The sequence below is a fragment of the Nocardia sp. NPDC004168 genome (assembly GCF_040610355.1).
Classification (GTDB): domain Bacteria; phylum Actinomycetota; class Actinomycetes; order Mycobacteriales; family Mycobacteriaceae; genus Nocardia; species Nocardia sichangensis.
On sequence record NZ_JBEXME010000001.1, the window covers coordinates 251654 to 277882 of the forward strand.

30 protein-coding genes and 1 tRNA gene are annotated in these 26229 nt (G+C 69.3%); 21 read left to right on the plus strand and 10 right to left on the minus strand.

Translation table 11 applies throughout. The features are described from left to right. Positions 1-17 precede the first annotated feature (17 nt). Positions 18-1217 (plus strand): crosslink repair DNA glycosylase YcaQ family protein, encoded by a 1200-nt coding sequence (locus tag ABZW96_RS01270; RefSeq protein WP_355070175.1) that lies wholly within the window; start codon positions 18-20, stop codon positions 1215-1217. A 10-nt stretch (positions 1218-1227) separates the two neighbouring features. Here the strand turns inward: ABZW96_RS01270 and ABZW96_RS01275 are convergent, their stop codons facing one another. Further along, positions 1228-1671 (minus strand): hypothetical protein, encoded by a 444-nt coding sequence (locus ABZW96_RS01275; RefSeq protein ID WP_355070177.1) that lies wholly within the window; start codon positions 1669-1671, stop codon positions 1228-1230. A 148-nt stretch (positions 1672-1819) separates the two neighbouring features. Here ABZW96_RS01275 and dapA point away from each other — a divergent pair, with 148 nt between their 5' ends. Both dapA and ABZW96_RS01285 read left to right on the plus strand, forming a co-directional pair. After that, entirely contained in the window at positions 1820-2728 is a 909-nt protein-coding gene (gene dapA / locus ABZW96_RS01280) for a 4-hydroxy-tetrahydrodipicolinate synthase (protein WP_355070179.1), read from the plus strand. Further along, entirely contained in the window at positions 2725-4692 is a 1968-nt protein-coding gene (locus ABZW96_RS01285) for a ribonuclease J (protein ID WP_355070180.1), read from the plus strand. The genes dapA and ABZW96_RS01285 overlap by 4 nt, the downstream gene beginning before the upstream one ends. Positions 4693-4755: 63 nt before the next feature. Here the strand turns inward: ABZW96_RS01285 and ABZW96_RS01290 are convergent, their stop codons facing one another. Next, complete coding sequence (locus ABZW96_RS01290) at positions 4756-5313, minus strand: hypothetical protein (RefSeq protein WP_355070182.1); 558 nt, start codon at positions 5311-5313, stop codon at positions 4756-4758. Positions 5314-5339: 26 nt separating this feature from the next. Further along, on the minus strand, positions 5340-5720 hold the full coding sequence (locus ABZW96_RS01295) for a DUF4189 domain-containing protein (protein ID WP_355070184.1): 381 nt from the start codon (positions 5718-5720) through the stop codon (positions 5340-5342). A gap of 411 nt (positions 5721-6131) precedes the next feature. Between ABZW96_RS01295 and ABZW96_RS01300 the strand changes: the two genes are divergently transcribed. Both ABZW96_RS01300 and ABZW96_RS01305 read left to right on the plus strand, forming a co-directional pair. Further along, a complete protein-coding gene (locus tag ABZW96_RS01300; RefSeq protein ID WP_355070186.1) occupies positions 6132-6755 on the plus strand; it encodes a TIGR03085 family metal-binding protein in 624 nt (207 codons plus the stop codon). 117 nt (positions 6756-6872) lie between these two features. Beyond that, complete coding sequence (locus ABZW96_RS01305) at positions 6873-9479, plus strand: DNA translocase FtsK (protein ID WP_355070187.1); 2607 nt, start codon at positions 6873-6875, stop codon at positions 9477-9479. Between the two features lie 6 nt (positions 9480-9485). Here the strand turns inward: ABZW96_RS01305 and ABZW96_RS01310 are convergent. Both ABZW96_RS01310 and ABZW96_RS01315 read right to left on the minus strand, forming a co-directional pair. Then, positions 9486-9562 (minus strand) — tRNA-Leu (locus ABZW96_RS01310). Between the two features lie 475 nt (positions 9563-10037). Then, positions 10038-10163, minus strand: a complete 126-nt coding sequence (locus tag ABZW96_RS01315; protein WP_355070189.1) for a hypothetical protein — start codon at positions 10161-10163, stop codon at positions 10038-10040. 128 nt (positions 10164-10291) lie between these two features. Between ABZW96_RS01315 and ABZW96_RS01320 the strand changes: the two genes are divergently transcribed. After that, positions 10292-11272 (plus strand): TerC family protein, encoded by a 981-nt coding sequence (locus ABZW96_RS01320; RefSeq protein WP_355070191.1) that lies wholly within the window; start codon positions 10292-10294, stop codon positions 11270-11272. A 4-nt stretch (positions 11273-11276) separates the two neighbouring features. Here ABZW96_RS01320 and ABZW96_RS01325 read toward each other — a convergent pair whose 3' ends face one another. Then, positions 11277-11561 carry a YciI family protein gene (locus ABZW96_RS01325; protein WP_355070193.1) on the minus strand — a complete coding sequence of 95 codons (285 nt, stop codon included), beginning with the start codon at positions 11559-11561 and terminating at the stop codon, positions 11277-11279. A 25-nt stretch (positions 11562-11586) separates the two neighbouring features. Then, positions 11587-12153, minus strand: coding sequence for an amino-acid N-acetyltransferase (locus tag ABZW96_RS01330; RefSeq protein ID WP_355070195.1), 567 nt, complete (start codon positions 12151-12153; stop codon positions 11587-11589). A gap of 142 nt (positions 12154-12295) precedes the next feature. On the opposite strand from ABZW96_RS01330, the gene pgsA reads away from it, so the two are divergent. The 5 genes from pgsA to ABZW96_RS01355 all read left to right on the plus strand — a co-directional run bounded on the left by pgsA (position 12296) and on the right by ABZW96_RS01355 (position 16091). Beyond that, positions 12296-12955 (plus strand): CDP-diacylglycerol--glycerol-3-phosphate 3-phosphatidyltransferase, encoded by a 660-nt coding sequence (gene pgsA / locus ABZW96_RS01335; RefSeq protein ID WP_355070196.1) that lies wholly within the window; start codon positions 12296-12298, stop codon positions 12953-12955. Further along, entirely contained in the window at positions 12952-13479 is a 528-nt protein-coding gene (locus ABZW96_RS01340; RefSeq protein WP_355070198.1) for a nicotinamide-nucleotide amidohydrolase family protein, read from the plus strand. The genes pgsA and ABZW96_RS01340 overlap by 4 nt, the downstream gene beginning before the upstream one ends. A gap of 112 nt (positions 13480-13591) precedes the next feature. Further along, the gene (locus ABZW96_RS01345; RefSeq protein ID WP_355070200.1) at positions 13592-14041 is read left to right on the plus strand and encodes a helix-turn-helix transcriptional regulator; all 450 of its coding nucleotides are present in this window, start codon (positions 13592-13594) and stop codon (positions 14039-14041) included. Positions 14042-14240: 199 nt separating this feature from the next. Continuing rightward, complete coding sequence (locus tag ABZW96_RS01350; RefSeq protein ID WP_355070202.1) at positions 14241-15062, plus strand: PspA/IM30 family protein; 822 nt, start codon at positions 14241-14243, stop codon at positions 15060-15062. Between the two features lie 138 nt (positions 15063-15200). Beyond that, positions 15201-16091: a hypothetical protein gene (locus tag ABZW96_RS01355; RefSeq protein ID WP_355070204.1), complete on the plus strand. Its 891-nt coding sequence runs from the start codon at positions 15201-15203 to the stop codon at positions 16089-16091. 10 nt (positions 16092-16101) lie between these two features. Here the strand turns inward: ABZW96_RS01355 and ABZW96_RS01360 are convergent, their stop codons facing one another. After that, positions 16102-16302, minus strand: a complete 201-nt coding sequence (locus tag ABZW96_RS01360) for a hypothetical protein (protein ID WP_067809022.1) — start codon at positions 16300-16302, stop codon at positions 16102-16104. Between the two features lie 244 nt (positions 16303-16546). Between ABZW96_RS01360 and ABZW96_RS01365 the strand changes: the two genes are divergently transcribed. From ABZW96_RS01365 to ABZW96_RS01395, 7 genes are all read left to right on the plus strand, one after another. Next, on the plus strand, positions 16547-18064 hold the full coding sequence (locus ABZW96_RS01365) for a phosphatase PAP2 family protein (RefSeq protein WP_355070206.1): 1518 nt from the start codon (positions 16547-16549) through the stop codon (positions 18062-18064). Between the two features lie 166 nt (positions 18065-18230). After that, on the plus strand, positions 18231-18398 hold the full coding sequence (locus ABZW96_RS01370) for a hypothetical protein (protein ID WP_355070207.1): 168 nt from the start codon (positions 18231-18233) through the stop codon (positions 18396-18398). 79 nt (positions 18399-18477) lie between these two features. Next, complete coding sequence (locus tag ABZW96_RS01375) at positions 18478-19101, plus strand: PRC-barrel domain-containing protein (protein WP_355070209.1); 624 nt, start codon at positions 18478-18480, stop codon at positions 19099-19101. 231 nt (positions 19102-19332) lie between these two features. Beyond that, positions 19333-19506, plus strand: a complete 174-nt coding sequence (locus ABZW96_RS01380; protein WP_355070211.1) for a hypothetical protein — start codon at positions 19333-19335, stop codon at positions 19504-19506. A 59-nt stretch (positions 19507-19565) separates the two neighbouring features. Then, on the plus strand, positions 19566-20723 hold the full coding sequence (locus tag ABZW96_RS01385) for a nucleotide disphospho-sugar-binding domain-containing protein (protein WP_355070213.1): 1158 nt from the start codon (positions 19566-19568) through the stop codon (positions 20721-20723). A 64-nt stretch (positions 20724-20787) separates the two neighbouring features. Beyond that, the gene (locus tag ABZW96_RS01390; RefSeq protein ID WP_355070215.1) at positions 20788-20982 is read left to right on the plus strand and encodes a DUF3046 domain-containing protein; all 195 of its coding nucleotides are present in this window, start codon (positions 20788-20790) and stop codon (positions 20980-20982) included. Further along, positions 20979-22217, plus strand: coding sequence for a phosphotransferase (locus ABZW96_RS01395; RefSeq protein ID WP_355070216.1), 1239 nt, complete (start codon positions 20979-20981; stop codon positions 22215-22217). The genes ABZW96_RS01390 and ABZW96_RS01395 overlap by 4 nt, the downstream gene beginning before the upstream one ends. A gap of 3 nt (positions 22218-22220) precedes the next feature. On the opposite strand, the gene ABZW96_RS01400 is transcribed toward ABZW96_RS01395, so the two are convergent. Continuing rightward, a complete protein-coding gene (locus ABZW96_RS01400) occupies positions 22221-22736 on the minus strand; it encodes a CGNR zinc finger domain-containing protein (RefSeq protein WP_355070217.1) in 516 nt (171 codons plus the stop codon). Positions 22737-22890: 154 nt separating this feature from the next. Between ABZW96_RS01400 and ABZW96_RS01405 the strand changes: the two genes are divergently transcribed. From ABZW96_RS01405 to ABZW96_RS01415, 3 genes are read left to right on the plus strand one after another with little or no spacing between them, the layout of a single operon-like run. Next, positions 22891-23352 carry a VOC family protein gene (locus ABZW96_RS01405; RefSeq protein WP_355070219.1) on the plus strand — a complete coding sequence of 154 codons (462 nt, stop codon included), beginning with the start codon at positions 22891-22893 and terminating at the stop codon, positions 23350-23352. Between the two features lie 29 nt (positions 23353-23381). After that, complete coding sequence (locus tag ABZW96_RS01410) at positions 23382-24266, plus strand: pyridoxamine 5'-phosphate oxidase family protein (protein ID WP_355070221.1); 885 nt, start codon at positions 23382-23384, stop codon at positions 24264-24266. 24 nt (positions 24267-24290) lie between these two features. Continuing rightward, positions 24291-24740, plus strand: coding sequence for a nuclear transport factor 2 family protein (locus tag ABZW96_RS01415; RefSeq protein ID WP_355070223.1), 450 nt, complete (start codon positions 24291-24293; stop codon positions 24738-24740). Positions 24741-24808: 68 nt separating this feature from the next. On the opposite strand, the gene ABZW96_RS01420 is transcribed toward ABZW96_RS01415, so the two are convergent. Then, entirely contained in the window at positions 24809-26218 is a 1410-nt protein-coding gene (locus ABZW96_RS01420) for an MFS transporter (protein ID WP_355070225.1), read from the minus strand. Positions 26219-26229 lie beyond the last annotated feature (11 nt).

Consider the following 26229-nt stretch of genomic DNA (forward strand, 5'->3'; position numbering starts at 1 on the left):
TGGCATCGTTGTCGGTTATGCGGAAGATGGGTGCGGCGGCGGCGCGGCGAACGGCGTTGGCGGCGCAGGGCTTCGGGGCGCGCAAGCCCGATCGGATCACGCGGCGGACGGTGCTCGGCGTGCTGGACCGGACGCAACTGCTGCAGCTGGATTCGGTGTCGGCGGTGGTGCGGGCGCATTACGCGCCGGTGTTCAGCCGGATCGGGCCCTACGACCGCACGCTCCTGGATCAGGCCGTGTGGAGCAACGGCTCGCGGCGGCCACGGTCGCTCGTCGAGTATTGGGCGCACGAGGCCGCGCTCATCCCGGTCGAGGACTGGCCGCTGCTGCGCTGGCGGATGCGGCGCTACGAGCACGGGCGCTGGTCCGGCATGCGCAAGGTGGTCGAGCGCAATCCGACCTTGGGCAAGGACATCCTGGACGTGATCACCGCGGTGGGCCCGGCCACCGCGGGTGAGGTGGAGCGTCACCTGGAGCTGGACAAGCCGCGGCCGAAGGGCTCCTGGTGGAATCTCAGCGATACGAAGATGATCTGCGAGCAGCTCTTCGCGGCGGGCGCGCTGTCTGTGGCCACGCGTGTGGGGTTCACCAGGCACTACGACCTGACCGAGCGGGTGCTGCCCGCCGAGGTGCTGGCACGCGACGTCACCGAGCAGGACGCCGTTCGTGAGCTCGTGCTGCGTGCCGCCACCGCGCACGGCATCGGCACCGAAGCGGACCTGCGGGACTACTACCGCCTCCAACGCACTCAGACCGAACCCGCCATCGCCGATCTGGTGGACGCGGGCGAGCTGATCCCGGTGGAGGTGGCGGGCTGGGGGAAACCGGCTTATCTGCGGGCGGGCACTCCCACGCCGCGTCGCATCGAAGGCGCGGCGCTGCTGTGCCCGTTCGACCCGCTCATCTTCTTCCGCGCCCGCACGGAGCGGATCTTCGACTTCCACTACCGCATCGAGATCTACACCCCGGAACACAAACGGGTGCACGGGTATTACGTCTTCCCGTTCCTGCTCGACGGCGAACTCGTGGGCCGCGTCGATCTGCGGGCGGAACGCGCGAACGGCCGGTTGTGGGTGCCGGCCGCGTTCGCCGAGCCCGGCTACGACACTCCGGCCACCGCGCAGGCCCTCGGCGGCGCGCTGCGCGAGCTGGCGGACTGGCTCGAACTGGACGAGGTCGCGACAGGCGATCGCGGCAATCTCGCCGCATTGCTGTAGCGCGTTCGGGTCAGATGTCTCGTTTGGGCCCGTACCCGCGCATCTGATCGCGCAATGCTCCGTGGACGGCGCTCGACAGCCACGAGTTCAGGGACTGACCACTCTGTGCGGCAGCCTCTTCCGCACGCGCCTTCATCTGTTCCACCAGCCGCAGCGTGACCCTGCTGATGTCCCCGGTCATCTCCTCGAAGGAGGGGCTCTGCTCGCCCACCGTGCTCTTGCGCACATCGACGGAGGCGTCGGTGCCGTCGACCGAGACGTGCACCGTGCGGTCGCCGAGCGCGGCGCTGACCTCGGCGGCGAGGTCCGACAGCGCGGCGAGCAGCACCAAGCGGGCCGGGCCTTCCGTCGCCGCGGCCAGTGCGGCCGCCGTGGCCTGCGTCTTCTCGTCACCGAGCGCCGCGGCGGCGATCAGGCTCTCGCGCAGTTGGCCGGTGTACTTGTTCAAATCCATGATGTCAGTGTGACGTCATGAATGACATCAGGCAAGCGGCGAAATGACATCATCTCACCGTCGTCGATATGGATTCGCGTCCTTGTTGCGGCCTGATCGCCGACGACGGTGTCGAGGGCGTGTCCCCGACCGGGTAGCCTTTCTGACCATGAAGAACGGTGAATCGACGCCAACGGAGCTGCGTGCGTCCGGCACGGTAGGTGTCGCTATGGTGACCCCCTTCAGCGCCGACGGCAAGCTCGACGTCGATGCCGGGGTCGCGCTCGCGGCCCGCCTGGTCGACCGCGGCGTCGACCTGCTCGCGATCTCGGGAACCACCGGTGAATCGCCGACCACCACCGAATCGGAGAAGGCCGATCTGCTGCGCGCCGTCGTCGACGCCGTCGGCAAGCGGGCGACCGTGATCGCGGGGGCGGGCACCTACGACACCGCCCATTCGATCGAGCTCGCGCGCAACGCGCAGCGGGCGGGTGCGCACGGTTTGCTCGTGGTGACGCCGTACTACTCCCGGCCCTCGCAGGAGGGACTGATCGCTCATTTCACCGCCGTCGCGGATGCCACCGATCTGCCGGTCACGCTGTACGACATCCCCGGACGGTCGGTGGTGCCGATCGCCAGCGACACCATCCGCAAGCTCGCCGAGCATCCGCGCATCGTCGCGGTCAAGGACGCCAAGGGCGACCTGAACATGGGCGCCGAACTCATCGCGAGCACCGGTCTGGCGTTCTACTCCGGTGACGACGCGCTCAACCTGCCCTGGCTGTCGGTCGGCGCGGCCGGATTCATCAGCGTCATCGGACATCTCGCGCCCGAACGGCTGCGCGCGCTGCTGGAGGCGTACACGGCGGGCGAGGTCGTGCGCGCCCGCGAGATCAACACCACGCTGCTGCCGCTGCACGCCGCGATGGCCAGGCTGGGCGGCGTCGCGATGAGCAAGGGTGGTTTGCGGCTGCTCGGCGTGGAGGTCGGCGAACCGCGCCTGCCGCAACTGATGCCGACCGGCGAGCAGCTGGAAGTGCTCGCCGCGGACCTGCGAGCGGTGGGAGTGCTTTCGTGAGCGAGTCCCTACCCCGTCGCCGCCGTCGCGGCGCGTCCCGTCCCGCCGGAGCGCCCGCCCCCGCCGCACCGGCCGAGCAGACGCCGTCGGAAACCGTCGCGCTGCCCGAACCGGCGCTCGACGAGACGACGGTGCCCGCCATTCCAGCCGAGCAGCCCGCGCCCGCGCAGGCGCGTCGACAGACCAGGACGCAGGATGCGGGATCCCGGCGAGCGGGCCGCGGACGGGGACAGTCCGGTGCGCGGCGGGTCGAAGAGCCTCCGGCGCAGGCGGATCCGATCGCCGCGCACGACCGGCTCGGCGCTCCGCCCGCCCTCCCCGAGAACGGCCTGCGCGTGGTCGCCCTCGGCGGCATCGGCGAAATCGGCCGCAATATGACGGTTTTCGAGTACGGCGGCCAACTGCTGATCGTCGACTGCGGCGTGCTGTTCCCGGAGGACCAGCAGCCCGGTGTCGACCTGATCCTGCCGGACTTCCGCCCCATCGAGGACCGGATCGCCGATGTCGTGGCCGTCGTGCTCACGCACGGGCACGAGGACCACATCGGGGCGGTGCCGTTCCTGCTGCGGCTGCGGCCCGACATCCCGGTCGTCGGCTCGAAGTTCACCCTGGCGCTGGTCGCCGCGAAGTGCCGGGAACACCGCCTGCACCCGAAGCTCATCGAAGTGACCGAGGGGCAGCACACCGCGCACGGCCCGTTCGGCTGCGAGTACTTCGCCGTCAACCACTCCATTCCCGACGCGCTCGCCGTCGCCATCCGCACGCCGGCCGGCGTCGCCCTGCACACCGGTGACATCAAGCTCGACCAGCTTCCGCTGGACGGGCGGCTCACCGACCTGGCCGGATTCTCCCGGCTCGGTGACGAGGGCGTCGATTTGTTCCTGGTGGACTCCACCAACGCCGAGGTCCCCGGCTTCGTCACGCCGGAGCGGGAGATCGGCGGCGTGCTGGACTCGGTGATCGGCAAGGCACGCGGCCGGGTCATCGTCGCATCCTTCGCCAGTCACGTGCACCGCATCCAGCAGGTCGTCGACGTGGCCCAGAAGTACGGGCGGCGGGTGTGCTTCGTCGGCCGCTCGATGGTCCGCAATATGCAGATCGCCCAGGATCTGGGCTATCTCACCGTGCCGGAGGGCGTGGTCGTCGACCTCGACGTCGCCGCCACCTTGCCCGGCCATCGCTTGGTGCTGATCTCGACGGGTTCGCAGGGCGAGCCGCTGTCGGCGCTGTCGCGGATGGCGCGCGGCGACCACCGGCAGATCAACATCCGCCCCGACGACCTGGTGGTGCTGGCCTCCTCGCTCATCCCGGGGAACGAGAACTCGGTGTTCGCGGTGGTCAACGGCCTGGCTCGGCTCGGAGCCACGGTGATCACCCAGCAGAACGCCAAGGTGCACGTCTCCGGGCACGCCTCGGCGGGCGAGCTGCTGTACCTGTACAACGCGGTGCGTCCGACCAACGCGATGCCGGTGCACGGCGAGTGGCGCCACCTGCGTGCGAACGCGGCGCTGGCGGTGGCGACCGGGGTGCCGCAGGAGCGGGTGGTGCTCGCCGAGGACGGCGTGGTGGTCGACTTGGTCGACGGCATAGCCTCGGTCGTCGGCCGGGTGCCGGTGGGACACGTCTACGTCGACGGGCTTTCGGTGGGCGACGTCGGGGAATCGACGTTGTCGGACCGGCTGGTGCTCGGCGAGGGCGGTTTCATCGCCATCACCGTCGCCATCGACGAGACCACCGGTAAGGCGGTGAGCACGCCGGAGCTGAGCGGACGCGGCTTCTCCGACGATCCCACCGCACTGCTCGATGCGGCCGAACTGGTGGAAGCCGAACTGCTGCGGCTGGCCGGCGAGGGCGTCACCGACACCCATCGCATCGCGCAGGGCGTGCGCCGCGTGGTGGGCCGTTGGGTGGCCGATACCTACCGTCGTCGTCCGATGATCGTGCCGACCGTGATCGGCGTCTGACCTTCCGCACAGCGAAAAGCGCCGGGCAGCCCAGCTGCCCGGCGCTTCTCACGCGGTAGCGGCTTACTCCTGGCAGGCCGCGGACTCGATCTTCGCGCTCTTGACGATGTTGCAGGCGAAGGTGTGGTCGACCTTCCACTGGCCGCCCTCGGACACGAATTGGATGAACGCGCTGTCCACCGGGGTGCCGTCGATGGTGACCTTGGCGTCGGCCTTGAGCTTGCCGTCCTTCGGGTCGCCCACGTTGGTGACCTCGACGGTGACCTTCTGCTTCTTCGCGGCGTCGACGAGGTTGGCGACCAGATAGGGATCCTGCTCGGCGGCCTGGATCCAGCTGATCTTCTCGGTGTTCGGCACGTTCGGGTCGAACGCCTTCTGCAGCCGCTCGTTGAGCTGTTGCGTGGTGGGCTTCGGCAATACGGGCGAGGACGGCGTGGTCGGCGCGGAGCCTGCCTCCTTGTCGCCCTTGCCCGAGCCGCCCTCCAATTCACCCGCGGGGTGCCCGGGAGCGGCGCTGGTGCTCGGGGACGAGGAGTCGTCGTTGGAGGCGCAGGCGGTCAACGAGCACGCCAGTGCGGTGAGGACGACGGCCACGGTGGTCCGGAAAGTGCGGTGCTTCACGTTGTTTCCTTCTCGAATTCCGGGCGTCAGCCGTGGTTGGACGTGCAGTTCCAGTGCACGATGTAGGCATCGGAATCGTTGTGCGCCAAGGCCTGGCCCTGCGCGCTGCGCCGCGACGACGCGTACCCCCAGCTCCAGGTGCCGGTGCCGCTGGAGTACGCCACGGCGCCGCAGCCGTTGCGGAACCAGACCACCGACTGGCAATCCCCTGCGCCACAAGAGTTGATCGCGCGTTGCTCCGCGGCAGCCGAGTTCGGGTAGTCGTAGGAGTACCCGATCAGACCGGTGGAGGTGGACAGCGCGATCGCGCCGTAGTTGTTGGTGTAGGCATTCGCGGCAGGCGCGCTGACAGCCAGCGCGGCACCTACCGCCGCGAGCGCGGCCACACCGGTAGCAAACTTCTTCACGAGGATTTGCCCCTTCTTGTCATTGGCCCACGACCCGATGGACCGAGTGACAAGGTACAGAGCCGATTCTCATTACGCTAGCCGGAGATTTCCCGGCAGGGAGAGCCGCGAATGCCATGCTATGGATGCACGTCGATCGGCGTGGCGCCAAGTGTGGCCCACGGTCAGCTGCCTCGCAACCCGGAGGCGGGACTCACGCTGCCTTTTTGTGCGGTGAAACCCGCTGAACCGCAAGGTCGTAACAATCCGGTTCCGGATGAGGCCGAGGCGCGGCAGTGCTTCGGTTTCCGCGGTCGGCCGCGCGCTGCGGTCAGATCCCGGTGCGGTATCGGCTGGTGGCGCGGCGGTTGCGGTGATCGCGGTGCGTCGCGCCGCGCGGCAGCATGGCCGAGCGGTCGGTATGTTCAGGGTGTGACTATGGCACAGCGGGAACGCCGGGGAATCGTCGCGGCGATGGAGGCCGCGGGACCGGACGCGCGGACGCTCTGCGGTACGTGGACGGTGCGGGACTTGGCCGCGCACTTGGTGGTTCGCGAACGGCGGCCCGACGCCGCGCCGGGCATCCTGCTGAAGCCGCTTGCGGGGTATCTCGAGCGTGTGCAAGCGAAGGCGGCGGGCAAGCCGTTCCCCGAACTGCTGGAGCTGGTGCGTACCGGCCCGCCGTGGTGGTCGCCGCTGCGACCGGTCGACGCCGTGGTCAATCTGTCGGAGATGTTCGTCCATCACGAGGACGTGCGCCGCGCCGAGCCCGGTTGGCAGCCACGTGAACTGCCCGCAGCCGACGAGGAACAGCTGTGGTCGGTGCTGCGCAAGATGGCCAGGATGGCCTACCGCAAGGCGCCGGTCACGGTGGAGCTGGCGACGCCGGACGGCAGGCGCACGGTGGTGCGGTCCGCCGCCGAGGATGTCGTCACGCTGACCGGCAAGCCGTCGGAACTGGTATTGCATGCCTTCGGCCGGGACGAAGTGCGGCTGGAGACCGCCGGATCTCCCGAGGCCGTTCGGGCGGTACTCGAGTCCGACCGGTCGTTCTGATTTCCGCGCCGCCACCCCGTCGCGCGGGACCGGGGGATCGGCGAAAAGCCGCCAGAGGCGCAACGGCACCAGTGTTGCGGATGGTCCGGATGGGGCGATTGCGGCTAGCCTGGGGCCATGGCAGGTAAGTCCCGCAGCACCACGACCAGTCGGGCGCGGGCGGGATCGGCGCGGGGGAGGACCACTGCGGCGCGGTCTCGCGCGGCCACGCCCCGCACGGCCACGCCCCGCGCAGCCACGCCCAGGGCGACCGCCACGCCCCGCCGACGCGCCACCGCGGCCCGGCGCCCGGCGCGCCGTCCGTCCGACACGGCTCCGCTGACGGTGATCACCCGGGGTATCGGCAGCGGCTGGACCATGCTGGCCCGCGGGCTCGGCGCCACCACACGCGCCCTGAGCCGTGCGGGCGAGATCGAACACGGACATCGGCGCGACGGCGTAGCGCTGGCGCTGATCGCGGTGAGCGCCGTGATAGCGGCGGCGGTCTGGTTGTCGGCAGGCGGTCCCATCGGCCACCTGGTCGAGGACGTGATCCGCGCGATCTCCGGATCGGCCTCCGCATGCCTGCCGTTCGTCGCCTCCGGAATCGCCGTCGTCCTGATGCGCACCGAACCGCGCCCCGAGATCCGGCCGCGGCTGGTGCTCGGCGGCCTGCTGATCGGCCTGCCGGTCCTCGGGCTGTGGCACATCGCCGCGGGCGCCCCCACCGACGCGCACGGGCGTTCCCGCGCAGCCGGTTTCATCGGCTTCGTGACCGGCGGGCCGCTGACCGACGGCCTCACCGCCTGGCTCTCGGTCCCGATCCTTTTGCTGGCCATCGTCTTCGGCGCGTTGCTGGTGACCGGGACGACGGTGCGCGAGGTCCCCGCCAAGCTGCGGCGCTACCTCGGCACCGAGACAGGTGGCGACGAATACGGCGAATTCGACGGCGAGCATGGAGACTACGACCCGGCCGACTACGACGCCGACGGATTCCCGGTGCATCGCGCCGCCGCCAAGCGGCGCGGTCGCACGCCCGCGGAGAACTACCCGCCCGACGAGTTCGGCGATCCCGACGCGGTCACCGAGTCGCTGGGCGAGCCCCCGCTGCGCGACGCCAAGCAGATCGGGGCCGAGGAACCCGCGCCGAAACCGAAGCCGAAGAAGCAGCGTCCCGCCGCGGTGGTGGAGGATCAGACGCCACCGCCGCCGAAGCAGCTGGAGTTCGTCACCGACCGTGAGGTCGAAGGCGACTACACGTTGCCGCCGTTGTCGCTGCTGACCGACGGGGATCCACCGAAGAAACGCAGCGCCGCCAACGAATCGATGATCGAGGCGATCACCGAGGTGCTGGTGCAGTTCAAGATCGACGCCGCGGTGACCGGGTTCGTGCGCGGCCCGACGGTGACACGCTACGAGGTCGAACTCGGGCCCGGCGTGAAGGTGGAGAAGATCACCGCGCTCGCGCGCAACATCGCCTACGCCGTCGCGACCGAGAACGTCCGGCTGCTCGCGCCGATCCCCGGCAAGTCCGCCGTCGGCATCGAGGTGCCCAACGCCGACCGCGAGCTGGTCCGGCTGGCCGACGTGCTCAAGGCGCCCTCTACGCGTACCGACCACCATCCACTGGTGATCGGTCTGGGCAAGAACATCGAGGGTGAGTTCGTCTCGGCGAATCTGGCCAAGATGCCGCACCTGCTGGTCGCCGGTTCCACCGGTTCGGGTAAGTCCAGCTTCGTGAACTCGATGCTGGTGTCGCTGCTGCAGCGGGCGACGCCGGACGAGGTACGGATGATCCTGATCGATCCGAAGATGGTGGAACTGACGCCGTACGAGGGCATTCCGCACCTGATCACGCCGATCATCACCCAGCCGAAGAAGGCCGCGGCCGCCCTGGCCTGGCTGGTGGAGGAAATGGAGCAGCGCTACCAGGACATGCAGGCCAACAAGGTGCGCCACATCGACGACTTCAACAAGAAGGTGAAGTCGGGGGCGATCACCGCGCCGCTGGGCAGCGAACGGGTGTACCGGCCCTACCCGTACATCCTCGCCATCGTCGACGAACTGGCCGATCTCATGATGACCGCTCCGCGCGACGTGGAGGACGCCATCGTCCGCATCACGCAGAAGGCTCGTGCGGCCGGCATCCACCTCGTGCTGGCCACGCAGCGGCCATCGGTGGACGTGGTAACCGGTCTGATCAAGACCAACGTGCCCTCCCGGCTCGCCTTCGCGACCTCCTCGCTGACCGACTCGCGCGTCATCCTCGACCAGCCCGGCGCGGAGAAGCTGATCGGCATGGGCGACGGCTTGTTCCTGCCGATGGGGGCGGGCAAGCCGACCCGGTTGCAGGGTGCGTTCATCAGCGACGAGGAGATCCACGGCGTCGTCGACTTCACCAAGAACCAGGCGGAGCCGGAATACCAAGAAGGCGTCACCGCCGCGAAGGCGGGCGAGAAGAAGGACGTCGACCCCGATATCGGCGACGATCTCGACGTCTTCTTGCAGGCGGTGGAACTCGTGGTCACCTCGCAATTCGGGTCCACCTCCATGCTCCAGCGCAAGCTGCGCGTCGGCTTCGCCAAGGCGGGACGGCTGATGGACCTCATGGAGACCCGGGGCGTGGTCGGCCCGAGCGAGGGGTCCAAGGCGCGCGACGTGCTGGTGAAACCCGATGAACTGGAAGGGTTGCTGTGGTCGATCCGCGGCGGCGGGGACGGCGGCGACTCCGACGAGTCGGAGTGATCCGGCTGGTTCCCTCGGCGAGATTCGAACTCGCATCTACCGGAATCTAGGTCCGGCGCCTCTACCGATTGGGCTACGAGGGATCGGTCGGGGTTCCGACCTGAAGGAGACCGCTGCTCTACCGGCTGAGCTGCGTCCGTTCGCATGAAAAAGGGGTCGCTCCTGGCGATTCGCCGCGGAGTGACCCCTTTCGATACGGTCTGCGAAAGACACGTTCAGGGGCGGCTCCGCGCGGCTCGCCAGGAGACGGACCAAGCCGATAGCGCGGCGCCGGTGCGCGAGACATCACTCGGCGACACCTGTCGCTCCGCCGTCCCGGTCATCGTCTCGCCTTCCTGTGGTCTGATCTTCGCCGGCTCAGAAGGTAACACCGGATGTCGGTGTTGGGAACCGCTTTTCCCTAGCCGACGACCCTACCCGGTCAGTTCTTCCGTGCCTGAAGGGTATAGCTCAACGGTAGCCTCTCCGGGTGCCCGGTCAGCCGCCATTCACCGTCCCGGCCCGTCATCAGGCCGGGCAGCGCGTTCCACGGAACACTGCGGTGTTCGACCAGTCCGGTCAGCGTGAGGTCCGCCGCGGCAGCGCGGTCACGACCTCGCCGAGACCGTGGTTCCATTCGTGCGTGGTAGTCCGGCTGAACCAGGCGTCGGTCTCGAAGTAGGCGGTGCGGTAGTCGTCGGCCACGAACGTCGACGGTGGCACGAACGGCCGGGTGAACGCATGTGGAATTATGGTCGGCAATCACCTCGCTATCGCGCAGTAACGGACAAATCGGGCATTATGGACATCATGTTCTTCGATCGGCACGCCGCATGCACGTAACCGCACTCGAATGGGGGATCACCGTCGTGGTGATCCTCGGCCTGTTCGTCTTCGACTTCTACGCCCACGTGCGCACTCCGCACGAGCCGACGTTCCGGGAATCCGGCTTCTGGTCCGGGGTCTACATCGGGCTGGCGCTGCTGTTCGGCGGCGTGGTCGCCTGGCAGTGGGGTTCGACCTACGCCGGGGAGTACTACGCGGGTTTCGTCACCGAGAAAGCGCTCTCGGTCGACAATCTGTTCGTCTTCCTGATCATCATGTCCACCTTCGCGGTGCCGCGGATCTACCAGCAGAAGGTGCTGCTGATCGGCATCGTGCTCGCCCTGGCCATGCGCGGCGCGTTCATCGCCGTCGGCGCGGCCGCGATCGGCGCATTCAGCTGGGTGTTCTACCTGTTCGGCATGTTCCTCGTCTACACCGCGGTCAAGCTGCTGCGCGAGAGCGGCCACGAGGTCGAGGTCGAGGAGAAACGAGACAGCCGGATCGTCGCACTGGCCAAGCGGGTCCTGCCGACCACCGATGAATACGACGGCGACAAGCTGGTGACCAGGGTGGACGGACGCCGGGTGGTCACGCCGTTGTTGCTGGCGCTACTGGCCATCGGGTTCGCCGACCTGCTCTTCGCGCTGGACTCCATCCCGGCCATCTACGGACTGACCGAGCAGCCGTACCTGGTCTTCACCGCGAACGCGTTCGCGCTCATGGGCCTGCGGCAGCTGTACTTCCTGATCGGCGGATTGCTCGACCGGCTGGTGTACCTGTCCTACGGGCTGGCGGCGATTTTGGCGTTCATCGGCATGAAGCTGGTGCTGCACGCCCTGCACGAGAACACGTTGCCGTTCGTCAACGGCGGCGAGCACGTCGCGGTCCCGGAGATCTCCACGTCGGTCTCGCTGGGTGTGATCCTGGTCATCCTGGTGGTCGCGACGGTCGCCAGCCTGCTCCGCACGCGGGTCCGAGCGGACCGGTAGCCGCTCAGGGCGCGAAGGCGCCGAAGACGGGAGCCCATTCCACGGCGCGGACCTCGTCGATGAGGTTCGCGCGGGCGAACGGGTCCTGGGCGAGCAGGTCCTTCAGCTGTCCCGCGTCCGGCGAGCGGAAGAGCAGCAGCGCTCCGGACCCGTCCGGGTACGGACCGCTGCTCAGCAGGGTGCCCGACTCGAGCAGCCCGGCCAGCCAGGCTCGGTGCTCGGGTCGGTGGACGTCGCGGTCTGCGGCGGTGGCCTCGGAATAGGCGTAGTGGACGGCGAAGATCGGCACGGGTATCGCTTCCTGTGGGTTGGGCTCAGAGCGTCAGCAGCATCCGAGTATTGCCGAGAGTGTTCGGCTTCACATAGCTCAAGTCGAGGAACTCGGCCACGCCGGTGTCGTAGGAGCGACACATCTCGGCGTACACCTCGGCGGTGACCGGCGTGCCGTCGATCTCGACGAAGCCGTGCCTGCCGAAGAACTCCACCTCGAAGGTCAGCACGAACAGCCGTTCCAGCTCGAGTTCGCGCGCCACCGCGACGAGACGTTGCACGATGAGCTTGCCCACACCGCTGCCCTTGACGTCGGGATGCACCGCGACCGTGCGCACCTCCCCGAGATCGGCCCACAGCACGTGCAGCGCCCCGCAGCCGACCACGCGGCCGTCGAGTTCGGCGACCCAGAATTCCTGCACCGCCTCGTAGAGGGTGACCAGGTTCTTCTCCAGCAGGATGCGGCCGGCGTAGACGTCGACGAGGCGTTTGATCTCGGGCACGTCGGAGGTTCGCGCGCGTCGGACGACCGGAAGGGAGCTCTGCGCGGCCGAAGCCGCGCCCGGATACGCGTCGCTGGTCGAACCACCTAGTGGTCCCCGAGAGGTCATGGGGTGCACAGTAGTCGGCTCGGCTACCGATAGTCTGAACGTGTGCCGCAGATCCACTCGTCCAACTCACCGCATCGCGCCGGGCGGCGCGGCGGTCCGACGAGGCGGCCGTGAGCGAGCCGATCGCCGGTGAGGCGATGGCATGAGCGTGCAACCCGACGAGACGGACCGCCCCTGGAGCGCGCCCGCCCCGGTCCGTCCCGGCTTCGCGCCCGCGCAGGCCGAGAGCGGCCCTCCGCTGCTGAACATCGCGAACGTGCTCACCATGTTGCGCATCGCGATCGTGCCGCTGTTCGTCGTCGCGCTGTTCGCCGGAGATGGTCACCAGACCGGTTGGCGGATCGCCGCCGCGGCGCTGTTCGGCATCGCCGCGATCACCGACCGGTTCGACGGGCAATTGGCTCGCAAATACGGGTTGGTGACCGATTTCGGCAAACTGGCCGATCCCATCGCGGACAAGGCGCTGATCGGGTCCGCGGTGATCGGCTTGTCCGTGCTCGGCGACCTGGCCTGGTGGATCACGTTGGTGATCTGCGGCCGGGAGATCGGCGTCACACTGCTGCGTCTGATCGTCGTGCGGCGCGGAGTCATTCCCGCAGGGCGCGGGGGAAAGCTCAAAACACTGGTTCAGTCGGTGGCCATCGCCATGCTCCTGCTGCCGCTGTCGGGCTGGGTCGCCGGTATCGGCATGCTGCTGATGTATGTGGCGGTCGCGCTGACCGTGGCCACCGGCCTCGACTACGTCGGTCAGGCGGCCCGGGTGTGGTTCGCGGGCGGCCCGGGGCGGAACCGCGGCGCATGAGCGATCCGCTGGTCGCCGACGTGCCCGCCATCGATCTCGTTCGTGCGCTGGTGACTGTGCGGCAAACGGTAGCCACCGCGGAATCGCTGACCGCGGGTCTGCTCGCCGCGACCATCGCCGGCGTACCGGGCGCCAGTGCCGTGCTGCGCGGCGGGTTGGTGGTCTACGCCACCGACCTCAAGCACAGCCTCGCGGGCGTCGACGCGGAGGTCCTCGCGGCCGAAGGCCCGGTGGCGGCGAGCACCGCCGAACAGCTGGCCGTCGGCGCGCGCACGCGCTGCGGCGCGGACTGGGGTGTGGGGCTGACCGGCGTGGCGGGCCCCGATTCCCAGGACGGGCACCCGGTCGGCACGGTCTTCCTCGGACTGGCCGGTCCCGGGCACACCGAAGTGATGCGGTTGAAACTCCCCGGCGACCGGTGGACGATCAGAATCGGTGCGACGCGCACGGCGGTGGCGGAATTGCTGCGGTGTGTGCGGGAGGCGGGCACGGCCCCGGCCGACCGCGTCGGGCGGAGCGGCTGAGGTGCTTCCGGCGGGAACCATCCACCCCGGTTCCGACGTTGTGCCAGAAAGAACGGCATGCGTGGGGTCGGCGATCGCGTCGGCCCCGCGACCGGGAGCGAAGGAGAACGAGATGACGCTGCTGCGAGAGGCGATCGGGGACAGTCTGCGGCGTGCGCGTCTCGCCCAGAGCCGGACCTTGCGCGAGGTGTCGACATCGGCGCGAGTGAGTCTCGGCTATCTCTCCGAAGTCGAGCGGGGTCGCAAGGAGGCCTCCAGCGAACTGCTTGCCGCCATCTGCGAAGCGCTGGACGTCCCGCTGTCGCGGGTGCTGTGGGATGTGAGCACGATCATGGCCGGTGTCGACGCGGCGACGGCCGGCGCGCCCGCGGACGAGGCCGCGGCCGCCGCGGCCGAGCCGGAGCGGACGGCGGCCGAGCCCGCCGCGCAGCCCGAGTCCGCGTCCGCGGCGGCAACCATGTCGGCCGACGCCGCGGCGCGGCCGCTGCCGCTGGCGGAGGACACCCGGATCGTCATCCCGGCTCCGCGATCGGACATGTTGGTCCTGGTGAAAGGTGCGTGACCGGCGACGAGTTGCGGCCACGGCGGCAACGCTGCGGGCCGGTGCGGAAAGCGGATAGATTCTCCGTAGGCGTCGGTTGGGCCGGGTTCGCCCGGCCCTGGTGCCACATGGTGGAGGATAGGCACATATCGGGTGCGTGACGGTCGCGCACTGGAGTCGCGCCGGAGCGCGGCATGTCAGATGGAGGCGGGATCAATCGATGGCTAATCCGTTCGTCAAGGCCTGGAAATACCTGATGGCCCTCTTCGACGCGAAGATCGAGGAGCACGCGGATCCGAAGGTCCAGATTCAGCAGGCTATCGAGGAAGCCCAGCGGCAGCATCAGGCCCTTTCGCAGCAGGCCGCCTCGGTCATCGGCAACCAGCGTCAGCTGGAGATGAAGCTGAACCGGCAGCTGGACGAGGTCGAGAAGCTCAACGCCAACGCACGTCAGGCCGTCCTGCTGGCCGATCAGGCCACCGCGGCGGGCGACACCGAGAAGGCGATCCAGTACACCAACGCCGCCGAGGCGTTCGCCGCGCAACTGGTCACCGCCGAGCAGTCCGTCGAGGACCTGAAGGTCCTGCACGACCAGTCGCTGCAGGCGGCCGCCCAGGCGAAGAAGGCCGTGGAGCAGAACGCGATGCTGTTGCAGCAGAAGGTCGCCGAGCGCACCAAGCTGCTCAGCCAGCTGGAGCAGGCCAAGATGCAGGAGCAGGTCTCCGCCTCGCTGCAGCAGATGGATTCGACGCTGTCGGCGCCCGGCAGCACGCCGAGCCTGGACGCGGTGCGCGAGAAGATCGAGCGCCGCTACGCCAACGCGCTGGGCGCAGCGGAACTCGCGCAGAATTCGGTGCAGGGCCGCATGCTCGAGGTGCAGCAGGCCAGCATCCAGATGGCCGGGCACAGCAAACTGGAGCAGATCCGCGCGTCCATGCGCGGGGACCAGTTGCCCGCCGGTGGCGCCCAGCCCGCCATCAATCCGGCACAGGCCGGTTCGGCACAGCCGCAGATGAACAAGGGACAGGCCGCGCAGCAGTAGCCGCCTCCGGGTGTTCGGCGAACACGTGTCGGTGGGGGCTGGTTCACTGGAGGACAAGGCGTGGGGACCCGACCGGCCGGCCGTCGGCCGAGTCGGGTCCCGGTCTGTCCGATGTGTGCAACCGGTGGGAGAGAAGGTATGAGCGGCAGTGCATTTCGCGAGCGTCGGCCCGAAACGCGGCGCCTGCGCGGGACGGCGATGATCCGGGCCCAAGCCGCGCTCGCGCCACAGCCGGGCAGCCTGCCGGACAGTCTTCGCGAAGTCGGTGAGAACGCGCTCGTCGCCGTGCGGCGCTGGGCCGATCCACGGGAGCGGGAGCTGCGCCGCCGCCGCAGGGCCCGCCGCCGCACCTTCCAGCTGGGCACGGTGTCCGGCCTCACCACAGTGGGAACCGTTGGCCTCGTCGCCCTTTCGGCGCCGGTGTGGGCCGTGGTCGTGGTCGGCGGCGGCGCGGTGGCACTGGTCACCGGCGCGGCGCTGAGCACTCGTCGCTATCTGCGACTGCGGGGAGCGCCGCTGCCGCATGCGGCGTTCCTCCCGCGTAAGCAGCCACCGGTATGGTCGAACGCCCGGCCGTCGATCGCGCGTCTGGTGCGCGCGGAGAAGGCCTTGCACGGCTTGGGCGTTCAGATCGCCCGCTCGCATCGGCTGCCCCCGGACGAACTGGCCGACATGCTCGAGACCGCCGCCTCGGGCGCGGCGGCGCTCCATGCGCTGGCTGCCGACATCACGGCGATGGAACAGGGGCTCGGGGCCATCGGAAGCGCGAATTCGCCCGCGGCGGTGGCGCTCACCGAGAATCTGCGGCTGATCCTGGCCAGGCTCGACGCGGGCGTCACGGAGTACGAGCAGGTGGTGGCCGCGGCGGGCCGGATTCTCGCGGTGCCGGAGACCACCGTGGTGCGGCACAACTTCGACACCATCGTGGCGGATCTGCGCCACGCCTCCGACCGGCTGGACGGGTGGGCGCAGGCCCTCATCGAGGTGGCCGACAAATCGGTGCCCGCGTCGCCGCGGCCACCGATCTGATCCGGGCCGGTCAGCTCGGCCGGTCCCGGCGGCGAAGTTCCTCGGCCCTGGCCCGAAACGCCGCGCCGACGAGTTCGCGGCTCTCGGCCATGAGGTCGAGCACTTCCCACGACGCTTTGCGGGCGGCCGATCCGACGATTCCCGCGATCGCCGAACCGTGCCGCCGGGCCGCGGCCGCGAGTTCCTGTGCCAGCTCGTTCGTCTGTTCCATCGGGGTCCCGGCCGTCAGAGGAGATTCAGTGCATGACTGTGTGCTGATTGGGGTGTCTGCGTCATTGGATCGTCCCTTCCCTGTTGTCGCGCAGCGCCGTTTGGCGTTGAAGATCAGAGTACATCCGTGCACTGAAGTCGCATCGGTCTCGACCGCGCCGGGGATCCGGCGCACGCCTCAGCACTCGCGTCCGCATGGAGCGGTCGTGTGGGGGCGGCGCTCGAGCGGTCGGTAGGCTGCGGCGATGCGGTTTCTCTCGACTCGCGAACGCGACGGTGGGGTGATCGGAATGACGAGCAGCCTGGATCGCTGGCTGGTCGGCCGCAGTGCGCGCGTGCGTGCGACTCCTGCGGACCGGGCATTGAAGGCATTGAGCACCGCCGCCGACAAGAGTCGCTTGTGGATGGCGCTCGGGGCGGTCCTGTTCGTCGCCGGAGATCGCTCGGCCCGGCGCGGCGCGGTGCGCGGGTTGCTCGCGCTGAGCATCGCCAGCGGCGTGGCCAACGGTGTGGCCAAGCCGCTGTTCCCGCGCCGTCGTCCGCCGGACGAATCCGTTCCGTTCGTGCGCAGGCTGGTCGCGCCGCCGGTCTCGTCATCGTTCCCCTCCGGGCACGCGGCCTCCGCCGCGGCCTTCGTGACGGGCTTGGCGCTGGAATCGCCCGCGGCGGCCGTCGCGGTGGCCCCGGTCGCCGCCGCGGTGGGATATTCGCGTGTGCACATCGGCGTGCACTGGCCCTCCGATGTGGTCGCGGGCGCGCTGTTCGGTAGCGCGGTCGCACTGGTCACTCGGCGGTGGTGGGCGGTGCGCGACGACGAACCCGCCGCGCTCGGTCCGGTCGAACACATCGACCCGCTGCCGAAGGGCGCCGGATTGCTGCTGATCGGCAATCCGCACGCGGGATCGGGCGATGGCGACGACGCGCTCGCCGACCTGCGTGAGCGACTGCCCGCCGCCGAGGTGCTGGAACTGGGCGGCGACGATTTCGAGGAGCGGGTCGACGAACTGATGAGGCGCGACGATCTCCGCGCTCTCGGCGTCGTCGGCGGGGACGGAACGGTGTCGGCCGTCGCGGAGTACGCGGTCCGTCACCGGTTGCCGCTGGCGGTATTCGCGGGTGGCACGCTGAACCACTTCGCCAGGGACGCCGGAGTGGAGCGGACCGACGTGACCGTCGCCGGGCTGGAAGCGGGCGAAGCGGTGCGGGTCGACGTGGCGGGTGTCTGTTTGGACGGCGCCGAGCAGCGCACCTTCGTGAACACCGCCAGTCTCGGCGGTTATCCCGATTTCGTCCGTGTTCGCGAGCGCTGGGAACGGCGGATCGGCAAATGGCCCGCGGCGGGAATCGCCATGGTGCGCGTGCTGTTCCGCGCCCAGCCGCTGCACGTCACCGTCGATGGCGCCCACACCGCGCTCTGGATGCTGTTCGTGGGCAACGGCACCTACCACCCGGCCGACCAGATCCCCATGTCGCGTCCGGAGTTGCGCGGCGGCACCCTCGATGTCCGTTACCTGCGCGCCGATGTTCCGTTCTCGCGGCTGCGGCTGGTCTTCGCGACGTTCACCGGCACGCTGGAGTATTCGCCCACCTATCGGCACCGCAGGGTTTCCCGGGTGGATGTGCGGGTCGCCGAGGAGGCGGTGTCGCTGGCCACCGATGGCGAGGTCGACCATCGCGGCAACGACTTCCGATTCACCAGCGGACCGTCGGCGCTGATGCTGATCAAGCGTGGGCGCGCGGGGAACTCGCAGCGAAATACATAACGAATAGCTATCAGATAGCTGTGTCGTCGCTTCTGGCGCGGCGTGTCGGCGAATTGGGTACTGAGCCTGGTTTGGTCGAGGAATGCACGGGTAGTTGCCATCATGTAGCTGATCATTTCCGGTCTCGTCTGGGGCCGGGCACATGCACTACTGGCAGGAGCACGTCATGCTCGATGTTTCCTACCGTCGATCGCTGCTCGACCAGGACACGCAGCGGCTGGACGTCAGCCGGTATCTGACGTGTGACAGCGCCGAGGACCCGGTGCGGCTGTCGCGCAGAACGCAGCGCGTCGTCGCGAGCCCCGACGTCACGGATCGACCCACCAGCGATTGAACTGCTTTTCCCAGCACGCGCGGTGGACAGCCGCGTTCTGTCGAGCTGCGCATCGCACGGACGAACTGCGGAGGAACCCATGACTGAAATGCTGGAAACGCTCATCGGCAGCTCGGTGTACGGCCCCGAAGGCGAGAAGATCGGCAAGGTCAAACGGGTCTACGTCGACAACAATTCCGGATCGCCCACCTGGATCGCGGTATCCACCGGTCTGTTCAGCGCCGACGCGTTGGTCCCGCTTGCGGGCGCCGAGCATCGCCCCGAGGCGGCCGTGTTGCAGGTGCGAGTCGGTAAGGACGCGGTCAAGGCCTCGCCGCAGCTGGACCACAACGGGCAGATCAGCCCACAGGCCGAGCAGGAACTGTTCGACCATTATCAGATCGATCCGGATCAGTCCGCCTGGGATGTCTACGGCAGGCAGCCGGTGCCGCAGCCGCCGCGCACCCGCCCCGCGATGACCCGCCCGCCGGAGCGGCGGACCGGGGAGCCGGGAGGCGTCGCCACCGCGCGAATGCGGAACAATACGGGTCCGGACGAGGAGACGTTGCGGATGCCGGCGTCCGGCGATCGGTCGCGCATGGGCCTGGATCCGATGGTCGACCCCTACGCGGTCGACACTGCCGATCTCGGTATGCGGGAACCGGATGGCATGCCGCACGACGATCCTCTGGCCGGCGAGTTGCCGGACGCCGAGCCCCGCTGATCGGCTCGTCCTCGACGATGGTGTGCGCGTCCTCCGACGCGCACACCATCGTGGCGTGTTCGGGACGGGAGATCTTCGGTCGGCGGCGAAACCCCGATCGCCGCGCGACAAGCGGGGCGCCGGCCTAAGGGGGAACCCTGATTTACACCCCGAAATGCCTCCCCACCTGGTGATTTCCGCTGATCCAAGTGCCATGCTCGAAGCGGAAACCGACTTCTTGGAGGCATCGAAATGTTGTGGAAGATCATCGGCATCGTCGCGGTCGTCTGGATCGCGCTGGCCGTCATCGGCGCGCTGATCAAAGGCCTGTTCCCCATCCTGGTGATCAGCGCCATCGTGTTCGGGCTGTACCTGCTGTACAAGGCGGTCTCGGGCTCGGACAAGTCGACGGTGAGCAAGCTGTAGCGAGCGGTGCCGCGATGCGGGTGTGATCGACCTCGAAGGGGTTGTGGCAGGCTAGGCGGATGCGAGTAGCCGTCGTCGCAGGGCCCGATCCCGGTCACGCGTTCCCCGCTATCGCGTTGTGCTCGAAATTCCTGGCGGCCGGTGACGAGCCGGTCCTGTTCACCGGTCCCCGGTGGTTCGACGCCGCCCTCGCCGCCGGAATCGGCGTGCGCAGACTGAAAGGCCTGGCGCCGCGACCGGTGGACGACGACGCCGACGCCGGGCAGCGCATCCACGAGCGGGCGGCGCACATCTCTACCGAGATCCTGCCCGAATTGAGCGCCATGCTGCCCGAACTGGTGATCTCCGACGTGCTGACCGCGGGCGGCGGCATGGCCGCGGAACGGCTCGGCGTCCCCTGGGTTGAGCTGTCCCCGCATCCGCTGTACCTGCCGTCGAAAGGGTTGCCGCCCATCGGAAGCGGGCTCGCGCCCGGTTCGGGTCTGCGCGGTCGGGTGCGCGACGGCGTACTGCGCGGCATGACCGCACGCGCGCTGCGGAACGGGCGTCGCCAGCGGGAGCGGGCGCGTGAGAGCGTCGGCCTCCCTGCGGTCGATCCCGGGCCCGCCGCGCGCCTGATCGCCACCCTGCCCGCGCTCGAGGTACCGCGCCCCGACTGGCCGGAATCCGCCCACGTGATCGGCCCGCTGCTGTGGGAGCCGACCGACACGATCCTGGACCTGCCGCCCGGGGACGCGCCGCTGGTCATGGTCGCGCCCTCGACCGCGCACACCGGTGTGGCGGGCATGGCCGAGACCGTCCTGCGGGCGTTGGAGGGAACCGGTGTCCGCGTGGCCATTTCGATGCTGGACACGCCGCCCGCCGATCTTCCGCCATGGGCCACGGCGGGGTTGGGGCGGCAGGACGAACTGCTGACCCACGCGTCCGTCGTCGTCGGCGGCGGCGGTCACGGCCTGCTCGCCAAAACGCTGTCCGCCGGCGTCCCGATCGTCACCGTTCCCGGCGGCGGCGACCAGTGGGAGCTGGCCAATCGCGCGGCGCGACAAGGTAGTTCGATCGTCGTCCGGCCGCTTTCGCCCGAGGCCGTCCGTGCCGCGGTCGGTGCGATCCTCGCCGACCCGCGCTACACCCGAGCGGCGAGGGAGGCCGCCGCCACGCGCGATTTCCCGGACCCGGTCGCCCTGTGCCACCAGGTCTGTTACGCCGTCCAACCCTGACCGGAGCGGGTGCCGGGCGTGCCCCTGACCAGCGAACGCGGGGGACGGGAGTAAGTTCGGGACGGTGCGGTTGACCGAGTTTCAGGAACTGTTGCACACCGAGTTCGGTGTGGCCCGCGGCGACGCCCTGCTGACCGACCACGTGATCCCAGCGTTGGGCGGGCGCACCGGCGCCGCCGCCATCGAGGCCGGAACCGATCCCCGCGACGTCTGGCGCGCCCTGTGCGCCGAATTCGACGTGCCGAGGACGCGCTGGTGAGCGCCCCCGGGCAGGTGGAGCGCGACGAGCCGCTGTACCGGTTCGACGAGCGGCAGCGGATGATCCCGCACGACCCGGAACGTTTGGCGGTCCGGGTGGCGCAGGCACACCCCGACGACTTCGCGAGCTACCGGCAGACCGGCATCGAGTTGATGCTGCTCGGCCGCTACGACGAGGCGCTCGACCACCTCGATCGTGCGCTCGAACTGGTGGACACGGAGCGGCGCCGGATCACCGTGTGGATCAACTTGGGCGACGTCTACCGCTATCGCGGCGACGCGGGCACCGCGGAGACGTTGTACCGCCGCGCCGTGGAACACGCGCGGGTAGCCGCGCCGGAGGTGCTCTCGTTCGCCGTGCAGCACCTGGGCAAGGCGCTCGCCGAACGGAACCACCTGGCCGAGGCGCGCGAACTGCTGGCCGAGGCGATGCGGCTGCGCGTGGCCGAGGGCGATCCCGAGGAGATCGAAGCCACCCGCACCGCGCTGGACACGCTGGGCGAGCTGCCGATTCCGTTGCCGCCCACCGTCGCGGCGTTGTTCGGCGAGGTGCCGAGCTGGTCGGACGAGCACGAGGGCATGAGCGGTGGTGTGGTGCGCGTCGACGGCGCCTACTGGCTCAAACGCGGTCCGAAGGCCGTCGCCGAGTATCGGCGGCTCACCTGGCTGCGTGAGCGCGGGATCGCCGTGCCGGAGGTGACGGCGTTCGAGGACGACGTGCTGGTGCTCGCGGACGTGGGCGCGCCCAGCTTGTCGGCGGGCTCCGGCGGCGCTCACGCGGCCTCGATCGGCGCCGTGCTCGGCGCGCTGTTGCGCCGGCTGCACAGCATTCCGGTCGGCGAGTGCCCGTTCGACGGACGCCTGGACGTCGTGCTGGCGCGGGCGCGCCGCAACGTGGTCGAAGGTCTCGTCGACGCGGACGATTTCGACGACGACAACGCCGGGTCCACCCCCGCGGAGATCCTCGAGCGGCTGCTGGCACAGCGGCCGGAGCGTGAGGATCTGGTGGTGGCGCACGGTGATTTCACCCCGCCGAACGTGCTGGCGAACGGCGTCCTCCTCGATGTCGGCGGGCTCGGTGTTTCCGACCGTTACCGTGACCTGGCGCTCGCCGTCCGCGACCTGCGCGCGGATTTCGGCGAAGCGGAGGTGACGGCCTTCTTCGCGGCCTACGGACTGGCCGAGCCGGATGAGAGCCGCTTGACGTATTACCGGCTGCTCGACGAATTGTTCTGAGCCTCAGGGTTTTCGCGCGTAGTGCCGCGCCGCTTTGGTGCGGTTGCCGCAGGTGGCCATGGAGTGCCAGCGGCGGGTTCCGTTCTTCGAGGTGTCGTAGAAGAACAGCACGCACTCCGGATGCGCGCATTGGCGGATCCGATCGGGTGCGGTGCGCAGCAGCTCCAGCAGGTTGTCGGCAGCCAGCCAGCCGGGCAACCAAGCTTGCTCCGGGACGTCCACCAGGTCGGCGGGCCCGGACGCGGTGAGCGCGCGGCGGACGCGGCCGTGTTCCAGCACGTCGTTGAGTCCGGCGGGGGAAGCGTGCACCACCACGTCGTAGATGGCGGTCCGGGCGGTCAGCACCGCGTTCAAGGTGGCTTCGTCGGCGGTCGCGCGATCGGTGAGGCCCGCGGACGCCAGCCAGGTGTGCAGGCCGGTGACATCGGTGAGCAGGTCCTGTGGTGCGTGCTCGATCCATCTCGTGTTCAGCAGATCGAGCGCCAGGGGTTCACCGAGGTGGGGGCGTGGATCGGGCATGCCCGAGGGTACCGAGTGGGCGCCGTCGTCCACGGCCGTCACCTCCTTTCTAACCGTTGAAAATTATTTAGATGGTTGACACCATTGTTCCCGGGTCGGTACGTTCTAACCAGTGAAACCGCATAAGGCGGTTGAATCTTCCGAGGAGGAACTCATGACCACGGTTGCCGCGCCTCAGCTCAGCACCGGGCACATCGGCCTGAACGTCTCGGATCTGGATCGTTCGGTGGACTTCTACCGTCGGGCCCTTGGTTTCGAACAGCTCGCCGCGAGCGCCGACGAGCAGCGCCGCTGGGCTTTCCTCGGTCGCGACGGCAAGCTGGTGGTCACCCTGTGGCAGCAGAGCGGCGGCGCGTTCTCCACCGAAACGCCGGGGCTGCATCATCTTTCGTTCCAGGTCGACAGCATCGACGAGGTACGCGCGGTGGAACGGGTGCTGCGTGAACTCTCGGTCACCTTCGCCCACGACGGCGTGGTGGCGCACGGCGAGGGCGTCGCCTCCGGTGGGATCTTCTTCACCGATCCCGACGGCATCCGGCTGGAGGTGTACGCGCCCAGTGGCGCGGAATCCGCTCCCGCGCCCAGCGGCGCGGCACCGACCTGCGGCTTCTTCTGATCCGGCCGCGTAGCGAAGGGAGTATCGCGATGGAGGCGTTCCACCGCGGGGAGGTCGCCGTGCAGCGCCGGATGGGGCAGGCGGACATCGCCGGACGGGTCGGTCGCATGATCCGCGCCGACATCCCCGCGGTCGCGGCCGATTTCCTGGCCGAACAGCGGATGGTGGTGCTCGCCGCCGCCGACGCGGCGGGCAGGCTGTGGGCGAGCGAGCTGGTCGGGCAGCCGGGATTCGTCCGAGCGGTGGACGACCGGACCATTTCGATCGGCACCATGCCCGCTGCCGCCGACCCGCTACACGAAGCGCTGACCCGCCGGTCTCGCGTCGGCATGATCGCCCTGCAACCGCAGCGGCGCAGGCGGATGCGCGTCAATGGGAGGTCCGCGCCGGAGGACGCGGGCGTGCGCATAGTCACCGATCAGGTGTACTCGAATTGTCCCAAGTACATCTCCCGCCGGGATGTCGCGAGCTACACGCCCGGCGCTACGACGCCCGCGGTGCGTCGCGGTGCCGAATTGGATGCCGAGCAGCGGTCCGCGATCGCCTCGGCCGACACGTTCTTCGTCGCGACCGCGGACGAGGAAGGCAACGCCGACGCCTCGCATCGCGGCGGGAATCCCGGCTTCCTGCAAGTGCTCTCGCCCACGCGGCTGCGCTGGCCGGACTATCGGGGCAATTCGATGTTCATGACGCTCGGCAACCTCGCGGTCAACCCCCGCTGCGGGATCCTGATCCCGGACTGGTCCACGGGCGCCACGTTGCAGCTCACCGGCACGGCCGAGTTGGTCTGGGCAGCCGAGACCTTCACGGCGGGCGCGCAGTGCTCCCTCGATTTCACCATCGAAGAGGTGGTCGAGCGATCCACGGGAGCGCTGCGATGGGGCCCTGCCGAACTTTCTCCCGTGAATCCCTGAGACTTCGAGAAAAGGAGTTGTCCCATGCGACCTCCGCTACCCCCGTTCGACGCGGAATCCGCCGAAGCCAAGGTGCGGGCTGCGGAAAACGCCTGGAACACGCGCGATCCCGAACGGGTCGCCGCCGCGTACACCGAAGATTCGGTGTGGCGCAATCGCGACGAGTTCTTCACCGGCCGTGACGCCATCGTCGAGTTCCTCACCAGGAAGTGGTCCATCGAGAACGGCTACGCGCTGCGCAAGGATCTATGGGCCTTCCACGGCAACCGCATCGCCGTGCGGTTCCAGTACGAATGGCACGACGAGTCCGGCCGGTGGTTCCGCAGCTACGGCAACGAGCAATGGGAGTTCGCGCCGGACGGGCTGATGTCCCGGCGTGAGGCCAGCATCAACGATGTCCCGATCGGGGAATCCGAGCGGCGCATCTTCGGGCCACGCGAGCCTGGTGACGAGTCGGTACTGCCGCAGCGTTAGGGCCGCCGGGGCACGGGAAACGGCGGCGCCCGTCCGGGACGCCGCCGTCTCTTCGTGCCGGATCGCGATCAGGCGGCGACGGCCTGCCGCTCGGCTTCGGGCGATCCGGCGTCGGCGCGCTTCCGGTGGAACAGTCCGAACGCGACCAGTCCGAATCCGATGCCCACCGCCGCCGCGATGCCGAACGCCGCGTCGAGCCCGGCGACGAAGTGCGGCGACGTCATCGGCTGCGCGCCGTCGGCCACCCCGCGGAAGACGGTGCCGAGCACCGCGACGCCGAGCGCGAGGCCCAGTTGCCGGGCAGTGTTCACCGCACCCGCGGCGGTGCCCGCTTGCTCCGGGGCGACCGCCGCCATGCCGACCGAGACCAGCGCGGGCGCGTTGACGCCGATCCCGATGCCGATCACCACGAATCCCGGGATCAGCGCGACCCAGGAGGACTCGGCGCCGACGATCATCAGCAGCCAACTGCCCAGGCCGACCACCACCAACCCCGCGCCGATGGTCCATTTCGGCGCGACATCGTGCAGCAGCCGACCGAAGGCGCCCGCCACCACGAACGCGGTCGCGGCCATCGGGAGCATCGCCAGACCCGCGTGCAGGGGCGACATGCGCAGTTGCTGTTGCAGCCACAGCGAGACCAGGGGAGTGCTCGCGAACGCGGCGAACGTCTGTCCGGACGCGCCGAACAGGGTCGCGCCGAAATCGCGGTTGCGCAGCAGTGCCAAGGGGAACATCGGTGCGGCGCCGCGCGCTTCGACCCAGCCGAAGATCGCGGTCGCGGCGGCGCCCAGCGCGAACGCCGTCACCGCGGCCGCGTCCGTCCAGCCGTGCTCGCCGCCGCGGATGACACCGTAGGTGACCGCCGTCGCCGCGGTCGCGAAGGCCAGCATGCCCGGCAGGTCCACCGCTCGGCCCACGCGCCGCTGGACGGGCGGGAACACGGTGGCGGTCAGCCCGATCGCCAGCACGGCGATGGGCAGGTTGACGAAGAAGATCCAGCGCCACGACAACGCCTCGGTGAGCACGCCGCCGAGCACCACTCCGATGCCCGCCGCCGCACCGGACACCGCGCCCCAGACGCCGAAGGCGACGCCGCGGTCACGGCCGGTGTAGGTGGCGTGCAGCAGCGACAGCGTGGTGGCGAACATGGCCGCGCCGCCGACGCCTTGCAGCGCCCGCGCCGCGACGAGGGCCGCCGCGTTCTCGGCGACGCCGCACCCGAGCGACGCGATCGCGAAGACGACCAGTCCGGCCAGGTAGGCGTGCTTCGCGCCGACCCGGTCGGCGAGCGAGCCGAGCACCAGCAGCAGCGCCGCCAGCGCCAAGGCGTAGCCGTCCACCACCCACTGCAAGCCGGACAATCCGGTGTCCAGATCGGCGGCGATATCCGGCAGGGCGACGTTCACGATGGTGACGTCGATGAGCAGCATCAGCGTGCCGAGGCACGCGGCGAACAGGGGGAGCCATTTCCTCACGGGAGCCTCCA

What these genes read in the sequence shown, in the direction of transcription:
- ABZW96_RS01380 (WP_355070211.1), top strand. Translation starts at nt 19,333, where the DNA reads ATGTTGTGGAAGATCATCGGCATCGTCGCGGTCGTCTGGATCGCGCTG.
- ABZW96_RS01405 (WP_355070219.1), top strand. Translation starts at nt 22,891, where the DNA reads ATGACCACGGTTGCCGCGCCTCAGCTCAGCACCGGGCACATCGGCCTG.
- ABZW96_RS01330 (WP_355070195.1), bottom strand. Translation starts at nt 12,153, where the DNA reads ATGACCTCTCGGGGACCACTAGGTGGTTCGACCAGCGACGCGTATCCG.
- ABZW96_RS01410 (WP_355070221.1), top strand. Translation starts at nt 23,382, where the DNA reads ATGGAGGCGTTCCACCGCGGGGAGGTCGCCGTGCAGCGCCGGATGGGG.
- ABZW96_RS01350 (WP_355070202.1), top strand. Translation starts at nt 14,241, where the DNA reads ATGGCTAATCCGTTCGTCAAGGCCTGGAAATACCTGATGGCCCTCTTC.
- ABZW96_RS01375 (WP_355070209.1), top strand. Translation starts at nt 18,478, where the DNA reads ATGACTGAAATGCTGGAAACGCTCATCGGCAGCTCGGTGTACGGCCCC.
- ABZW96_RS01370 (WP_355070207.1), top strand. Translation starts at nt 18,231, where the DNA reads ATGCTCGATGTTTCCTACCGTCGATCGCTGCTCGACCAGGACACGCAG.
- ABZW96_RS01340 (WP_355070198.1), top strand. Translation starts at nt 12,952, where the DNA reads ATGAGCGATCCGCTGGTCGCCGACGTGCCCGCCATCGATCTCGTTCGT.
- ABZW96_RS01320 (WP_355070191.1), top strand. Translation starts at nt 10,292, where the DNA reads ATGCACGTAACCGCACTCGAATGGGGGATCACCGTCGTGGTGATCCTC.
- ABZW96_RS01365 (WP_355070206.1), top strand. Translation starts at nt 16,547, where the DNA reads ATGCGGTTTCTCTCGACTCGCGAACGCGACGGTGGGGTGATCGGAATG.
- ABZW96_RS01400 (WP_355070217.1), bottom strand. Translation starts at nt 22,736, where the DNA reads ATGCCCGATCCACGCCCCCACCTCGGTGAACCCCTGGCGCTCGATCTG.
- ABZW96_RS01355 (WP_355070204.1), top strand. Translation starts at nt 15,201, where the DNA reads ATGAGCGGCAGTGCATTTCGCGAGCGTCGGCCCGAAACGCGGCGCCTG.
- ABZW96_RS01360 (WP_067809022.1), bottom strand. Translation starts at nt 16,302, where the DNA reads ATGGAACAGACGAACGAGCTGGCACAGGAACTCGCGGCCGCGGCCCGG.
- dapA (WP_355070179.1), top strand. Translation starts at nt 1,820, where the DNA reads ATGAAGAACGGTGAATCGACGCCAACGGAGCTGCGTGCGTCCGGCACG.
- ABZW96_RS01415 (WP_355070223.1), top strand. Translation starts at nt 24,291, where the DNA reads ATGCGACCTCCGCTACCCCCGTTCGACGCGGAATCCGCCGAAGCCAAG.
- ABZW96_RS01270 (WP_355070175.1), top strand. Translation starts at nt 18, where the DNA reads ATGCGGAAGATGGGTGCGGCGGCGGCGCGGCGAACGGCGTTGGCGGCG.
- ABZW96_RS01275 (WP_355070177.1), bottom strand. Translation starts at nt 1,671, where the DNA reads ATGGATTTGAACAAGTACACCGGCCAACTGCGCGAGAGCCTGATCGCC.
- pgsA (WP_355070196.1), top strand. Translation starts at nt 12,296, where the DNA reads ATGAGCGTGCAACCCGACGAGACGGACCGCCCCTGGAGCGCGCCCGCC.
- ABZW96_RS01345 (WP_355070200.1), top strand. Translation starts at nt 13,592, where the DNA reads ATGACGCTGCTGCGAGAGGCGATCGGGGACAGTCTGCGGCGTGCGCGT.
- ABZW96_RS01385 (WP_355070213.1), top strand. Translation starts at nt 19,566, where the DNA reads ATGCGAGTAGCCGTCGTCGCAGGGCCCGATCCCGGTCACGCGTTCCCC.
- ABZW96_RS01305 (WP_355070187.1), top strand. Translation starts at nt 6,873, where the DNA reads ATGGCAGGTAAGTCCCGCAGCACCACGACCAGTCGGGCGCGGGCGGGA.